This window comes from Serratia sp. C2(1) (genome assembly GCF_036352655.1).
GTDB lineage: Bacteria > Pseudomonadota > Gammaproteobacteria > Enterobacterales > Enterobacteriaceae > Serratia > Serratia inhibens.
On record NZ_JAZFBA010000001.1, the window covers coordinates 857,893 to 871,501 of the forward strand.

The window sequence follows — 13,609 nt, forward strand, 5'->3', positions numbered from 1 at the left end:
CCCTTATCTTGTCCATGTCACCACCGGCAGCCATTGCCGAAACGGAGGAAAAATTGAAAATTCAACGCAGCGGTTCCCTGCCATCCCGGCCGGGTCCCGAGGATTACTTTACCGGTAAGGTGCGGATTGATGCGCCTTTTGCCGGCACCGAACCGGCCCGCGTGGGCGGCGCCACCGTGACCTTCGAACCCGGTGCCCGCACCGCCTGGCATACCCACCCGCTGGGCCAGACGTTGATCGTCACTCAGGGGCGCGGCTGGATCCAGGTGTGGGGCGACCCGATCCAGGAGATGAATCAGGGCGATATCGTTTGGATCCCCGAAGGTGTCAAGCATTGGCACGGCGCCACCCCGGAAACGGCCATGACCCACATCGCCATTGCCGAATCTCTCAACGGCAGCCCGGTTGACTGGATGGAGAAGGTCAGCGACGAGCAATACCGGCAATGAGAGCGCGGAGGATTGCCTGCGTGCTGAAGCGATAATCGCCGGTTTAACGGCGGTTACGCATTGTCGGCTTGCTCGCAAAAACGCAGGCAATTGCCGAAGGGATCGGTGAGGTTCACCTGTTTTCCCCAGTCAAGGGTTTCAACCCCCGGACGGGCGTAACGGTACTGTTTCGCTATTAACTCCCGATGCAGGGCATCGATATCGCGGGTCGGAATAAACACCGCTGAACCGGGCGTAGCGTCGCCGTAATGCTCGCTGAGATGCAGAGTCAGACCGGAGCGTGATATCTGGGCATAAAGCGGCAGATCTTCGCTAAAGCGGTGCTCCCAATCCAGCGTGAAACCGAGAAAATCCAGATAAAACTCTTTGGCTTTTTCAACCGAGAAGATGCGGATAATGGGAATGGCGGCGGAGAATTCCATGTGAGAGTCCTTGTTAGTCCCCGGACGGGCGCTCCAAAGTAGCAGAAACGGCAGCAGATTAGCCAGCGTTCGGCCCCCTTGCGGGGGCCGGCGACAGATTCAGATACCCAGCCCGCCAAGGCACAGATATTTGATCTCGAGATAATCTTCGATGCCGTACTTCGATCCTTCGCGCCCCAGGCCGGAGCTTTTCACCCCGCCAAAGGGTGCGACCTCGGTGGAGATCAGCCCTTCATTGATGCCGACAATACCGTATTCCAGCGCTTCGGCCACGCGCATCACCCGGCCGATGTCGCGGCTGTAGAAGTACGAGGCCAGGCCGAACGGCGTGTCGTTCGCCAGTTCGATGGCTTCGGCTTCGTGCTCAAAACGGATCAAGGGCGCCACCGGGCCAAAGGTTTCCTCATGGAAAATTTTGGCCTGCCTCGGTACGTCGGTCAGGATGGTCGGCGTATAGAAGTTATTGCCTAACGCATGGGGTTGGCCGCCCAGCAGCACCGAGGCACCGCGTTTCACGGCATCGGCGATATGCTCGCTGACTTTTTCCACCGCCTCCCGGTTAATCAATGGGCCGATAGTGACGCCCTCGTCCATGCCATTGCCCACTTTCAGCTTCGCCACTGCCACTTTCAGCTTTTCCGCAAAAGCGTCGTAGACGCCGTCCTGCACCAGAAAGCGATTGGTGCACACGCAGGTCTGGCCGGCGTTACGGTATTTTGAGGCTACCGCCCCGGCGACGGCGGCGTCCAGGTCGGCATCGTCAAACACGATAAAGGGCGCATTGCCCCCCAGTTCCATGCTGGTTTTTTTGATGGTGGGCGCACACTGGGCCAGCAACTGCGCGCCCACCTCGGTGCTGCCGGTAAAGGAGAGCTTGCGTACGTCAGGGTTAGCGGTGAGTTCGCCGCCGATCGCTTTGCTGGGCCCGGTAATTACGTTACAGACGCCCGCCGGTAAACCGGCGCGTTCGGCCAGCACGGCAATCGCCAGTGCCGAGAACGGGGTCTGGCTGGCGGGGCGGATCACCCCGGTGCAGCCCGCGGCCCAACCGGGGCCGGCCTTGCGGGTGATCATCGCCGCCGGGAAATTCCACGGCGTAATGGCGGCGAAGACCCCGATGGGCTCTTTTTGCACGATAATGCGCCGGCCGGGCAGGTTTTGCGGAATGGTGTCGCCGTAAACGCGTTTTCCCTCTTCGGCGAACCACTCGATAAACGAAGCCGCATAGGCAATCTCACCGCGGCTTTCGGCCAGGGGTTTGCCCTGTTCTGCGGTCATGATGCGTGCCAGATCCTCCTGGTGCTCCATCATCAGTTCGAACAGGCGGCGCAGCTTGCCGGCACGCTCTTTGGCGGTCAGCGCACGCCAGGCCGGCTGGGCTTTTTTGGCGGCGGCTATCGCCTGCGCGGTTTCTTCGGCGCCAAAGGCCGGCACCTGGCCGACCAACTCGCCGGTGGCCGGGTTATGGATCTTGATGGTCTGGCCGCCTTTGGCCTGCAGCCATTGCCCATCGATGTAGTTTGCTTCGCGAAACAGCGCGGGATCTTTGAGGGTGGCGGAGAAGCTCGTGCTCATCGGTTATCTTCCTTTTCAGAATTTCAAACACCGTGGTCTGTCCCAAATAGTCCTCTTTACCCTAGCAAACTTTTTCGCATCCATTTGCTGCCATGCGCACCTTCTGTACAAAAAACAGTCGTCGCCGGGACGATACTGAACTCAGTGAGCATATGACCCTTTTCGAGATAACAAAAAGGAGTGTGCAGAATGGTAAATTCAGTGAGTCGGCACCTTGCGACCTACAGCAGCGACATGGATTTTCTCGCTTCCAGCATTGCGCTGATGGAGTGGCAGGGGCGCGAAATTGACGCCGGCAAGGTGGCCGGCAATATGTCGGAATCGCAAAGCCGTTTGTTTTTTGATCGCCTGTGCTATTTTCGGCAGTTCTATCAGGCCGCCTCGATGGCGGAACACAGCCTATAAATCCTTATTGAACCGACCCCGCCAACGCGGGGTTTTTTATGACGTTTACCCTTGCCATACCCCGGTGTTCAGCGTGGCCGGGGAGTATTCCAGGTTGCGGCCGCGCCACGGCAGCGCCTGCGGGAAGCGCCACGCAGTGCGCATATCGAATCGCCAGTAACGTTCCGCGCCTTCCACCCCATGATCGATATCCGCTTGCCAGAGGATTTGCGTTTCCCCTTGCAGATGCAAAATATCGCCGTTGTCGAAATCGATAAACAGCAGCGCCGCCCGGGGTTGGGCCAACAGATTACCCAGCGTGTTCATATAGCGGTTGCCGCGAAAGTCCGGGATCCACAGGCTGTTGTCCGCCAGATGGATAAACCCCGGTTTGCCGCCACGGTGCGACATATCCATTCCGCCCTGCGCCAGTTCCGGGTGGGCGTAACTGGCGACGAAAAAGGTGTCCGCCCGGCGGATCAGCGCCTGCGCCGCAGCATCCAGCGCCGGAAGATATTCAATCGGCGCCGGCGTGCCGCTAACCGGGTAAAGCTCGCGCCGCTGGATATATTGCGGGCAGTTGCCGAAGCTTTGCCGGACCTCGATTTCAATGCGGTTCTTGTCGGTGCGGCCAATCACGCCGTTGGCCCGGTTGCGCCTGCGGTTGCTGAAATCCAGCCCCAGTGCGCCAACCCGTTTGCCGCTTTGCAATGCGGCCTGCGCCGGATCGTCGTTGCGGCGCGGCGCGCTGATGCGCAAGTGGGTATCATCCGGCGTGCGCAAAAAACCGGGCGGACCGCTGAACAGCGTGGCCACCGGCCAGCCCTGATCGTCGAGCGTGGCGACGAACAGGTAAGGCAGCGCGGCGAAAAACTCGCGGTGCTGCTCGGGCATGGCGGCATAAATACCCGCGCCCACGCGGTCAAAACCGGCTAATGCCTGGGCGCGCACTTCATCGGGGTGGAACAGCGGCTGTGTCATCAGCGTTACCTCGCGGTGGGTTCCGGCAGCGCCGGCATGGCGAAGAAACCGGGCAGCGCGGCGATGCGCGCGACCCAACGCCGGATGGCTGGATAGGGTGCCAGCGAGATGCCGCCTTCCAGCGCTACCGCCACGTAACTGTAGCAGGCCAAATCGCCGATGGTGGCGTGTTCCGTCGCCAGGAAATCACGTTCCGCCAGATGCTGTTCCATCTGCGGCAGGAAGCGCGCCGCGATCGCCAGCGCAGCCTGATAATCCTCAGGTGCAGAAAATTGGGCGATCAGCCTGCTGGAGGCCGGGCCGTAGCGCACCTCTCCGGCGGCTTTGGACAACCATACCTGCACCTGCGCCGAAGCCTGCGGCGTTTCCGGCAGCCAGTGGCTGCCCGGTGCGTAGCGTTTGACCAGATACACCAAAATGGCGTTGCTGTCGGCGAGTGCCAAATCGCCGTCCACCAGCACCGGGATTTGGCCCAGAGGGTTAAGACGGCGGAAAGCCTCGCTCTGGCGCACGCCGGCGGGGGCTTCGATAAATTCGTAGGGCAGGTCAAGCATGCGCAGCAGCAACGCCACGCGATGAACGTGGCCGGAAAGGGGGGTGCCGTACAGTTTGAGAGTTTGCATAATGAGGCTCCTGAATAATTTTTATCAGCATACTCTTGCGGGCAGCGAGCGGAATCCGGCAATGTAGAAATTGATAATTTCACATTTTGGAAGAATCTATGGATCGGTTGGACGAACTGGCTATCTTTGTAGCGGTGATTCAGCACGGCAGCCTGGCTGCGGCCGGGCGCAAGCTGCGGCGTTCCGCGCCGGCGATCACCCGTGCGATTGCCTCGCTGGAGCAGCGTTTTGGCGCCCGCTTGGTGGAGCGCACCACCCGGCGGCTGGCACCGACCGAGGCGGGTTTGCGGCTGGCGGAGCGTGCGCGCCTGCTGCTGCATGACTATGACTCGGCGGTGCTGGACACGGCGGACAGCCAGCTCTCCGGCATGTTGCGCGTCACCTCGCCGGTGCAGTTCGGGCGCAAACACGTGGCGCCGCTGGTGATGGCGTTTCTTGACCGCTATCCGCAGATGCAGATTGAAATGGTGCTCAACGATCGCAACCTGGATTTGATCGACGAAGGGCTGGATGTGGCGGTGCGCATTGGTCATCAGCAGGATTCTTCCCGGGTGGCGCGCCGGTTGGGGCAGGTGTCGCGGGTCACGGTCGCCAGCCCGGCTTATCTGGCGCGGCGCGGTGAACCGCAACACCCGGCGCAGTTGACCGATCACGATACGATTGTCGGTACCCAACGCGCGTCGCTGCGCGAATGGCGTTTTGGCCCGCAGGAAAATGGCGAGCGGGTACGGCTGACGCCCAGGCTGTTGATCAACGAGGTGGAAACCCAACTGCTGGCGGTGCGGGCGGGCAAGGGCATCGCCCGATTATTGTCGTATCAGGTGGCGGACGATCTGGCGGCGGGCACGCTGGTGCGTTTGCTGCCGGCGTATGAACCCTTGCCGATGCCGGTGCAACTGGTGGCGCAGAACGTGCAGCGCATGCCGTTGAAGGTGCGTACCTTCTGGGACTACGCCTGGCAAGAATTAAGCCGGTTGGCGCAAATTCAGCCGGTATAAACCGGCGAATCAATACCGATAAGTTTCACTGGTTAAACTTATTTGGCGCAAAAATAAGATTTATTTTACCGTGCACGCATTGCTGCGGTTCCCTTCTTGACAATATTTTGGCCGGTGCTAATAGTTAACGCATATCTTATCTTAAATAATAAACGAAGTTTAATATATGAAACTTGTGCCGGGAAGTTACGATAACGGTTCGACGGTAGACAATGAAGATGAGATCCTGAACTCATTTCAAACCCGCAGTCAGGCCGTTTATCAGCAAGTACGCAGCGAACTTAATATTTCTTATGGTTATTCGGAACGGGAAGTTTTTGATTGGTTATATTCCGATGCGCCCTCTAAAGGAACATTAATATTTATCCACGGCGGTTATTGGCAATTTTGCCGTAAAGACGACTTCGCTTTTATTGCCGAGGTGCCGTTGGCCCTGGGCTTTGATGTGGTGTTGCTGGAATATACGTTGGCGCCGGTGGCGACACTGGACGATATTTGCCGGCAAATCGGCACGGCGCTGGATGCCATTGCACTGCGGCTGGCCCCGCAAAAAAACGCGCCGGTCTATTTGTGCGGCCATTCCGCCGGCGGGCATCTGGCCAGTTATTGGCAACAGCATGCCGTTGTTGACGCGATATTTCCCATCAGCGGCATTTTTGAGCTGGAACCCCTGTTAAGCACTTACGTAAACCGGCAATTGCAACTGACCCGGCGGCAAATCACGCAGCTGAGTCCGGCGCGCCATATCCCTGAACAGCTAAAACCCATGACGCTGTTTTACGGCGCCGCCGAGCTCCCGGAGCTGGTGGGGCAGTCTCTTCATTATTACGCCGCGCTGCGGGAGAAAAACCTGCCGGCTGAGCTGGTTGCCGTAGCGGGAGCCAATCATTACAACGTACTGGATCAGCTGTTCGCCGCTGACGGGGCGCTGATCCGCCAGTTAATCACCACGGGGAAATAAACCATGCGCAGCATCGTTGATACCGGCCTGCCGGAGATTGGGCAACCCTTTTCCTGGGCCACCAAAGGAGGGGGCATGTTGTTCACTGCCCACGGCCCGGTCAGGCCAGACGGCAGTATTGAAACCGGTGCGCCGGAAAGCCAGATTACCCTGACGTTCGATAATCTGGTGCAAACATTGAAAGCGGCCAATAGCCACAGCGATAACGTATTGCAGGTGATTGTTTATCTCACCGATGTGAATGACGTTAAATTACTCGATGAGATTTATAAAAAATACTTTAATTATCCTTACCCCAATCGCTCAACCGTGATTGTCGATAAATTGGTAGTGCCGGGAATGAAAATAGAAATAACCGTCAGCGCCACGGCCTGAGTCGAATTTAATTATCACCTTCACCAGTAAATTCATTAAATAATGAATTAAGGAATCGCTATGTTTAATCATATCGGCGCGTCTGCGCCCGATCCTATTATGTCGTTGATGGAAGCTTATTTACAGGATGAAAATACGCAGAAAGTGAATCTGGGGATCGGCCTTTATTATGATCAGCAGGGCAGGATCCCGCTGATGCAGGCGGTTGAAGCGGCCGAACGGCGCTTGCTTGAACAGCGCACTCCCCACGGTTACCCGCCGATAGAAGGTTCGCCGCTGTTTACCCGACAGGTGCAAAGTTTGCTGTTTGGCGAACAGGATACCGCCGCTATCGCCACGGTACAGACCCTCGGCGGCTCCGGTGCCTTGAAGCTGGCGGCGGACTTTATCCACCACTCTTTGTCCCGCCGCGATATCTGGATGTCTGACCCGACCTGGGCCAACCATTGGGCCATCTTCGAGGGGGCCGGGCTGAAGGTTCACACCTATCCGTACTTTGATGAGGCCAACGGCGGCCTGCGTTTTGACGCCATGCTCGATACGCTCGCCGGCCTGCCGGAAGGCAGCGTGGTGCTGCTGCACCCTTGTTGCCACAACCCGACCGGCACCGACCTCACTCAGGCGCAGTGGTGCGCCACGATCGAGGTGCTGCAACGTCGCCGGTTGCTGCCGTTCTTCGATATCGCTTATCAGGGGTTTGGCGACGGCCTGGCAGAAGACGGCTTTGCGTTGCATGAGGCGCTGAAAACCGATCTGGAATTTTTGGTCGCCAACTCGTTTTCTAAAAATGTCGCGCTGTACGGCCAGCGGCTGGGGGGCTTGTCGGTGCGCTGTGGCAGCCCGCAAAGCGCGGTGAACGTGAAAGGCGCTTTGAAAACGCTGATCCGCCGCAGTTACTCCTGCCCGCCGACCCACGGTAGCCAGATTGTTGAGACCCTGTTGGCGGACGCAGCGCTGCGGCACCAGTGGGAGAGTGAACTGGCCGGTATGCGCCGGCGCATTAAGCAGATGCGCCAACTTCTGGCCGCAGGGCTGGAGCAGGGCGGTTCACGGCTGGATCACCGTCGCATCCGCGATCAGAAAGGCATGTTCAGCTACACCGGGCTGAACCAACAGCAACTCGCCCGGCTGCGGCAAGAGTATGCCATTTATCTGGTCGAACCCGGCCGCATGTGCCTGCCTGGCCTGAACCAAAATAATGTCGATTACGTTACTGCCGCCATTCTGGACATCACTCGCGCTGTGTGAACAAGGTAGGACATTGCCATGAAAGAGATGAAAGATTTTGACGAAATAGCCCGGCGGCAGGGCGGGTTGAAGAAGCAACTCACCGCCGGACAGATGTCGATGCTGGCGATAGGCGGTGCGATCGGCACCGGGCTGTTTCTCGGCAGTGCCTACGCCATACAAATGGCCGGCCCCAGCGTATTGCTGAGCTATTTTATCGGTGGCGTGGTGGCTTTATTGCTGATGGGATGCCTGGCGGAGATGACCTCCGAACACCCGACGCCCGGTTCCTTTGGCGACTACGCCGAGTTTTATATCAGCCCGCTGTTCGGTTTTTTGGTGCGCTATTCCTATTGGTCTTGCGTGGTGCTGGCGGTAGGCACCGAAGTCACCGCCATCGGCATGTACATGCAGTTCTGGTTCCCCGGCACGCCGATCTGGCCCTGGGTGCTGCTGTTTTCTGCGGCGGTGATCGCGATCAATGTGATTGGCGTCAAGTCGTTCGGCCAGGTGGAATACGCGCTGTCGACCATCAAGGTGGTGGCGATTGCGGCCTTTATCGCCATTGGCATCGGCATCTTGGCGTTTTCCGCCAACCCGGCCTTCGGCTTTAAAAACTTTACCGATAACGGCGGCTTCTTCCCCTTTGGCGTCAAAGGCATGTGGTTCGCGGTGATCGTCTCCATTTTCAGTTACCTGAGCATTGAGATGATCGCGGTGGCCGCCGGGGAGGCCAAAAACCCGGTGATTGCGGTCAAAACCGCCTTCAAGGGCACCATTTTGCGGTTGTTTATCTTTTACATGCTGTCGATTGCTCTGATGCTGGCGATCGTACCCTGGCGGCAATCCGGTACCGGCGAAAGCCCGTTCCTGGTGGCGATGAACGTGATCCATCTGCCCGCCGCTGCCGGTATCTTCAACTTCATCGTGCTGGTGGCCGCACTGTCGGCGATGAACAGCCAACTGTACATCACCACCCGCATGATGTTTTCACTGTCCCGCGCCGGGCAGGCTCCCGCGGCGCTGGGCCGCGTCAGCCAACGCGGCATACCGGTGAGCGCGCTGGCGATGTCGTGCATCGGCATTGTGGTGTCGATCGTGCTGAGCCTGGTTTATCCGGAAAAATCGTTCGCCGCCATGATGTCGATCTCGGTGTATGGCGCCTGCTTCACCTGGCTGATGATCTTTGTCACTCATCTGTTTTTCCGCCGCCGGCACCGCAACACCCACCTGAAATTCCGCATGTGGGGCTTCCCCTACACCACGCTGGCGGGGGCCGGGTTGATGGCCGCGTTGCTGATCTCCACCGCGTTCACCGAGTTTTTCAACATGACGCTGTGGTTCGGCATTCCGTTCACCTTGCTGCTGGTGGCGGTCTATTTCCTCTATAGCCGTCACCAGCCAGCGCCGGTCCGGGCGGAAACGACAAGCGCGGAGTAAACCGGTCTGCTGAAAATGTGTCTATTTGGCTCTGGAACCAAACCACTTTATCCGGAGAATCAATCCTCTTTGATGCGTGTGGAGCCTTATGGGAATGGCAAGTCAGACAGCAAAAACCGGGGTTAACGTTGGCGTGGGGCAGGTGGGGGCCACGCGTTCGGCGCAGGGCTGGATCAACGGCTTTTTGGGCATGTTGATTTTCAGCGGTTCTTTGCCCGCTACCCGGGTGGCGGTGCAGGCGTTTGATCCGGTATTCCTGACGGCGATGAGGGCGACGATTGCCGCGCTACCGGCCCTGAGCGCGCTGCTGTTGATGCGCCAGCATTGGCCCCGGCGCGCCGATATTGCGCCGCTGATTGCTGTCGCCATCGGGGTAGTGATCGGTTTTCCGCTGCTGACGGCGTTAGCCTTGCAACACACCACCTCGGCGCATTCGCTGGTTTACATCGGCCTGCTGCCGCTGGCGACGGCCTGTTTCGGCGTTTTGCGCGGCGGGGAGCGCCCGAGGGCGACCTTCTGGAGCTTTTCGATACTAGGTGGTCTGTTGGTTGGCGTTTTCGCACTGAGCCAGGGTTCAGGCGGTTCCTGGACAGGAGACGTGCTGATGGTGGCTGCGGTGCTGCTTTGCGGATTGGGCTACGCCGAAGGGGCGGTGCTGTCCCGCCGGCTTGGCGGCTGGCAGGTGATCTCCTGGGCGCTGGTGATCGCGTTGCCGTGGGCGGCGGCGGTCGCGGCCTGGGCGGCACCGACAACCTGGACAGGGGTGAGCGCCGGGGCCTGGTTCTCGCTGGGCTATATTGCGCTGTTCAGCATGTGGATAGGTTTTATTTTCTGGTATCGCGGCCTGGCGCAGGGCGGTATTGCCGCGGTGGGGCAACTGCAATTGCTGCAACCGTTCTTTGGCCTGGCGTTGGCGGGGCTGGTACTGCATGAAACCATCCAGCCGGCGATGATTGCGGTGATGGCCGGCGTCGTGGTTTGCGTGTTCGGCGCCAAGCGTTTTTCGCGCTAAATCCGGCAGAGTCAGCCTGCCAGCGACAAGATGACCCGATTCAATTTTTGGGCGGCGCGGTGAATAGCCTCGTCGTCGTAACCTCCCAGCCCCAGGATCAACCCGCTTTTTCCGCTACCGGGGGCGTACATCGGCGACAGCGCACTGACCGCCACCCCGGCTTCGGCGGCAGCGGCGGCCACCTGCCGGTCATCCAGGCCCGCTTTCAACCACAATACCCGATGCATCCCCTGGTCACTGGGGAGCAAGGCAGCCAGATGCGGCGAAATATGCGCGTTGACGGCGTCGGTCAGCACGCGCCGCTTTTCCGCATAGACGGCGCGCATTCTGCGGATATGACGATCCAGATGTCCTTGCGCCATAAAGCCGGCCAGTACGTGCTGGTCGGCGGTGGGCGGGTGGCGGTCCATCAGCACTCGCGCGCCGCAGAAGGCATCCCGCAGCGGTTCGGGGACAATGGCGTAACCCAGCCGCAATGACGGGAACAGGATTTTGCTGAAGGTGCCGAGATAAATGACTCTGGCGGGATCCAACCCTTGCAGGGAGGGAAAAGGGTGGCCGGCGTAGCGCATTTCACTGTCGTAATCGTCTTCGACAATCCAGGCTTTTTGCTCTTTCGCCCACGCCAGCAACTCAAGCCTGCGCGACATGCTCATCGGCATGCACAGCGGGTATTGATGGGACGGGGTGACAAAAGCGGCCCTGGCCTGCGGCGCGATCTCCCGGCCTGCCGCCACGTCGATGCCTTGGTCATCGACAGGTATCCGCGCCATCTGCCGGTCCCGGAGCAGGTTGTCAAAGATAGCGGTAATACCGCGATAGGCGGGGTTCTCCACCCAGGCGGCATCGCCGGCGTCCAGCAATATTTGCGTGGCGAGATAAAGCCCCTGCTGGGTGCCGGAGGTGATGATCACCTGTTCCGGCGTACAGAGCACCGAACGCGCTTTCCGTACATATTCACAGATCGCTTTGCGCAGCGGCAACGCGCCGAGAGGGTCACCGTAGCCTGACGGGGCGCCAGGCCCCCGTGCGCGGATCCGGTTGCCGAGCCGACGCCAGACATCATCGGGGGCGGTATCATTGATCGGTACCGAGACGGTGAAAGGGACCGGCGGCAGGGGCGCGCGTTGGGCGGCAAATTGCGCCAGCGCCTGCGCCTGGGCGGTCAGGGGAATGTCGCAGGGCGCCGGGTTTTTGGCCGGTGGCGGGGTTTTGCGGTCGAGCGCCATAGCCACGCGGGTGCCCGAACCGGGCTGCGCTTCCAGAAACCCTTCGGCGGTTAGCTGCTCAAAGGCGGCCAGCACCGTTCCTCTGGCAAGCTGCAATGCGCCCGACAGGATCCGCGTTGAGGGCAACAGATCGCCCGCTTTCAGTTCGCCTTTATGAATGGCGGCCCGCAGCGCTTGGGCAAGCTGGACACTGAGCTGCCCCGCATGTCGGTCAAGTTCGCCGATGGCGGGGATTTCAACGGTTTTGGCGGTTCTTGGCATGGATTCCGGTCCAGGAACAGGTGGCGATACAAGGCATTAACTGTAAACCACTTTTGATCGGAATGCGGTAGCGAGTCTCGTTTAAAGCCGGTTTTTCGGGATCAGGTGATCGCCAAAGCTCAGGCGCTGGCGGCCTGGCTCCACTTCGGCCAAGGGTTCGACCTCCTTCAACGTGGATTGGCAGCGCAGCACCAGATCGTGATATTCACGCGTGCCGGTCACTTTCCATGCCAGTTCCTGTTCGGTCAGGTCACGCAGCACTCGCGCCGGGCTGCCGACCACTAGTTTGTTGGCCTCAATCACCGCCGCCGCCTTCACGAAAGCCATTGCGCCGACGATGCTGTTCTCGCCAATCTCTGCGCCGTCCATGATCACCGCGTTCATGCCGACCATGGCGTTACGGCGGATGCGGCAACCGTGCAGGATTGCGCCGTGGCCGATGTGGCCGTCTTCCTCCACCACCGTGTCCTGCTGCGGAAAGCCGTGCATCACGCAGTTGTCCTGAATGTTGGCGCCGTCGCAGATAACCAGCCGACCAAAATCGCCGCGCAGGCTGGCGTTCGGGCCGATGTAGACCTGCTTGCCGATAATCACGTCGCCAATCAGCACCGCCGTCGGGTGCACATAGCTGCTCGGGTCTATCACCGGCGTCAGGCCGTCAATCTGATACACAGGCATAGCTAAATCTCCTTGAGAGTATCGCGTGGCAGGCCACCGAAGCGCCGGTAATAACCGGCAGCCGGGGCGGGCAGGGTTCCGATAGTGGTTTCCGCCAGCGCGCTGACATAGTCGGTTGCGGCGCGGTCTACCCGCTGATAAATATTGATGCACAAATTGCGGGCGATCTGCCCCTCCCACTGCGCCGGCAGCAGGGCGTCCGGCAACAGCGGATCTTTCAGCGCCACGCGCCGGAAGAAGTGGATCAATAATAGCTTAATCTGGAAGCAACGCTGGGGCGTCAACAGGGCGTCGTCGGCTTCGCGCAGCAGTTGCATCAGCGGGCGGAAAGAGACGATAAACTCGTGATAACCCGCCGCCACGTCAGCCAGCGACCAGCAGGTGGCCACCAGCCGTTGCAGGGTAGGTTCGGAACGGTTGTACGGGTAGTCGGCGCGGAAGTAGATAACCTGCTCGCCGGCATCAAGCTCGCCGAGCAGCGCCGTCACGTCGGTTTGCGCGTGAGTGGGCGCCGCCATCAGGTTGTTGGCGATCTGGCCGAACCCCAGCCAGCCCAGCTCTTTTTTCAGCCGCGCCCGCTCGTTTTTGTCCGCGCTTTCCAGCAGCAATAAATCCCACTTGCCGTCCCAGGCCGGCGGTTCGCTGAGATAGATTTTCGACTCGGCGTGGCGGAACTGGCGCATGCCCTGATCGGTCACCCGATAGAAGCTGCGGCGGCCGATTTTTTCCACCGCCAGCCAGCCCTCTTTTTGCAGACGAAACACCGAGGTACGCACGAAGCGATCGCCGAAACCGAGCGCCTCCAGCAGCGCGCTCAAACTGCCGAGCCACACTTCGCCACCGCGATGGCTGAGTGCATCGCCATACAGGGAGATAATCAGTGAAGTACCGCTGATCGGCTGGGCGTCTACAGCATGGCGGATAAACTCATCCAGTTTATGTTCCATATTTTTCCATGGGTTAGCCGTCGATGAGACACAACATTAACACAGAT

Annotated in this window: 15 protein-coding genes; 8 read left to right on the forward strand and 7 right to left on the reverse strand. The window is 59.6% G+C overall.

Going from position 1 to position 13,609, the window contains the following annotated elements:
* Positions 1-53 precede the first annotated feature (53 nt).
* The gene (locus V2S86_RS03885; protein WP_006319298.1) at positions 54-449 is read left to right on the forward strand and encodes a (R)-mandelonitrile lyase; all 396 of its coding nucleotides are present in this window, start codon (positions 54-56) and stop codon (positions 447-449) included.
* A 53-nt stretch (positions 450-502) separates the two neighbouring features.
* Here V2S86_RS03885 and V2S86_RS03890 read toward each other — a convergent pair whose 3' ends face one another.
* Both V2S86_RS03890 and gabD read right to left on the reverse strand, forming a co-directional pair.
* Positions 503-871, reverse strand: a complete 369-nt coding sequence (locus V2S86_RS03890; protein ID WP_330761309.1) for a glyoxalase superfamily protein — start codon at positions 869-871, stop codon at positions 503-505.
* A 99-nt stretch (positions 872-970) separates the two neighbouring features.
* Complete coding sequence (gene gabD, locus V2S86_RS03895; RefSeq protein ID WP_330761310.1) at positions 971-2,446, reverse strand: NADP-dependent succinate-semialdehyde dehydrogenase; 1,476 nt, start codon at positions 2,444-2,446, stop codon at positions 971-973.
* A gap of 189 nt (positions 2,447-2,635) precedes the next feature.
* Between gabD and V2S86_RS03900 the strand changes: the two genes are divergently transcribed.
* Positions 2,636-2,851, forward strand: a complete 216-nt coding sequence (locus V2S86_RS03900) for a glycogen synthesis protein (RefSeq protein ID WP_330761311.1) — start codon at positions 2,636-2,638, stop codon at positions 2,849-2,851.
* Between the two features lie 45 nt (positions 2,852-2,896).
* Here the strand turns inward: V2S86_RS03900 and V2S86_RS03905 are convergent, their stop codons facing one another.
* Positions 2,897-3,811 (reverse strand): pyridoxamine 5'-phosphate oxidase family protein, encoded by a 915-nt coding sequence (locus V2S86_RS03905; RefSeq protein WP_330761312.1) that lies wholly within the window; start codon positions 3,809-3,811, stop codon positions 2,897-2,899.
* 5 nt (positions 3,812-3,816) lie between these two features.
* Positions 3,817-4,434 (reverse strand): glutathione S-transferase family protein, encoded by a 618-nt coding sequence (locus V2S86_RS03910; RefSeq protein WP_330761313.1) that lies wholly within the window; start codon positions 4,432-4,434, stop codon positions 3,817-3,819.
* A gap of 98 nt (positions 4,435-4,532) precedes the next feature.
* On the opposite strand from V2S86_RS03910, the gene V2S86_RS03915 reads away from it, so the two are divergent.
* From V2S86_RS03915 to V2S86_RS03940, 6 genes are all read left to right on the forward strand, one after another.
* The gene (locus V2S86_RS03915) at positions 4,533-5,432 is read left to right on the forward strand and encodes a LysR family transcriptional regulator (protein ID WP_006326284.1); all 900 of its coding nucleotides are present in this window, start codon (positions 4,533-4,535) and stop codon (positions 5,430-5,432) included.
* Between the two features lie 166 nt (positions 5,433-5,598).
* Positions 5,599-6,393, forward strand: coding sequence for an alpha/beta hydrolase (locus V2S86_RS03920; protein WP_330761314.1), 795 nt, complete (start codon positions 5,599-5,601; stop codon positions 6,391-6,393).
* Between the two features lie 3 nt (positions 6,394-6,396).
* Positions 6,397-6,768, forward strand: coding sequence for a RidA family protein (locus tag V2S86_RS03925; protein WP_330761315.1), 372 nt, complete (start codon positions 6,397-6,399; stop codon positions 6,766-6,768).
* A gap of 60 nt (positions 6,769-6,828) precedes the next feature.
* Complete coding sequence (locus tag V2S86_RS03930) at positions 6,829-8,016, forward strand: amino acid aminotransferase (RefSeq protein WP_330761316.1); 1,188 nt, start codon at positions 6,829-6,831, stop codon at positions 8,014-8,016.
* A gap of 18 nt (positions 8,017-8,034) precedes the next feature.
* Complete coding sequence (locus V2S86_RS03935; RefSeq protein ID WP_330761317.1) at positions 8,035-9,435, forward strand: amino acid permease; 1,401 nt, start codon at positions 8,035-8,037, stop codon at positions 9,433-9,435.
* A 94-nt stretch (positions 9,436-9,529) separates the two neighbouring features.
* Positions 9,530-10,447 (forward strand): DMT family transporter, encoded by a 918-nt coding sequence (locus V2S86_RS03940; RefSeq protein WP_330761318.1) that lies wholly within the window; start codon positions 9,530-9,532, stop codon positions 10,445-10,447.
* 11 nt (positions 10,448-10,458) lie between these two features.
* Here the strand turns inward: V2S86_RS03940 and pdxR are convergent, their stop codons facing one another.
* From pdxR to paaX, 3 genes are all read right to left on the reverse strand, one after another.
* Positions 10,459-11,937: a MocR-like pyridoxine biosynthesis transcription factor PdxR gene (gene pdxR / locus V2S86_RS03945; protein WP_330761319.1), complete on the reverse strand. Its 1,479-nt coding sequence runs from the start codon at positions 11,935-11,937 to the stop codon at positions 10,459-10,461.
* 81 nt (positions 11,938-12,018) lie between these two features.
* A complete protein-coding gene (gene paaY / locus V2S86_RS03950) occupies positions 12,019-12,615 on the reverse strand; it encodes a phenylacetic acid degradation protein PaaY (RefSeq protein ID WP_330761320.1) in 597 nt (198 codons plus the stop codon).
* A gap of 2 nt (positions 12,616-12,617) precedes the next feature.
* Positions 12,618-13,562, reverse strand: a complete 945-nt coding sequence (gene paaX / locus V2S86_RS03955; protein ID WP_330761321.1) for a phenylacetic acid degradation operon negative regulatory protein PaaX — start codon at positions 13,560-13,562, stop codon at positions 12,618-12,620.
* Between the last annotated feature and the right edge of the window lie 47 nt (positions 13,563-13,609).

What these genes read in the sequence shown, in the direction of transcription:
- V2S86_RS03930 (WP_330761316.1), top strand. Translation starts at nt 6,829, where the DNA reads ATGTTTAATCATATCGGCGCGTCTGCGCCCGATCCTATTATGTCGTTG.
- V2S86_RS03925 (WP_330761315.1), top strand. Translation starts at nt 6,397, where the DNA reads ATGCGCAGCATCGTTGATACCGGCCTGCCGGAGATTGGGCAACCCTTT.
- V2S86_RS03915 (WP_006326284.1), top strand. Translation starts at nt 4,533, where the DNA reads ATGGATCGGTTGGACGAACTGGCTATCTTTGTAGCGGTGATTCAGCAC.
- V2S86_RS03935 (WP_330761317.1), top strand. Translation starts at nt 8,035, where the DNA reads ATGAAAGAGATGAAAGATTTTGACGAAATAGCCCGGCGGCAGGGCGGG.
- V2S86_RS03910 (WP_330761313.1), bottom strand. Translation starts at nt 4,434, where the DNA reads ATGCAAACTCTCAAACTGTACGGCACCCCCCTTTCCGGCCACGTTCAT.
- paaY (WP_330761320.1), bottom strand. Translation starts at nt 12,615, where the DNA reads ATGCCTGTGTATCAGATTGACGGCCTGACGCCGGTGATAGACCCGAGC.
- V2S86_RS03900 (WP_330761311.1), top strand. Translation starts at nt 2,636, where the DNA reads ATGGTAAATTCAGTGAGTCGGCACCTTGCGACCTACAGCAGCGACATG.
- V2S86_RS03905 (WP_330761312.1), bottom strand. Translation starts at nt 3,811, where the DNA reads ATGACACAGCCGCTGTTCCACCCCGATGAAGTGCGCGCCCAGGCATTA.
- V2S86_RS03940 (WP_330761318.1), top strand. Translation starts at nt 9,530, where the DNA reads ATGGCAAGTCAGACAGCAAAAACCGGGGTTAACGTTGGCGTGGGGCAG.
- V2S86_RS03920 (WP_330761314.1), top strand. Translation starts at nt 5,599, where the DNA reads ATGAAACTTGTGCCGGGAAGTTACGATAACGGTTCGACGGTAGACAAT.
- V2S86_RS03890 (WP_330761309.1), bottom strand. Translation starts at nt 871, where the DNA reads ATGGAATTCTCCGCCGCCATTCCCATTATCCGCATCTTCTCGGTTGAA.
- gabD (WP_330761310.1), bottom strand. Translation starts at nt 2,446, where the DNA reads ATGAGCACGAGCTTCTCCGCCACCCTCAAAGATCCCGCGCTGTTTCGC.
- pdxR (WP_330761319.1), bottom strand. Translation starts at nt 11,937, where the DNA reads ATGCCAAGAACCGCCAAAACCGTTGAAATCCCCGCCATCGGCGAACTT.
- paaX (WP_330761321.1), bottom strand. Translation starts at nt 13,562, where the DNA reads ATGGAACATAAACTGGATGAGTTTATCCGCCATGCTGTAGACGCCCAG.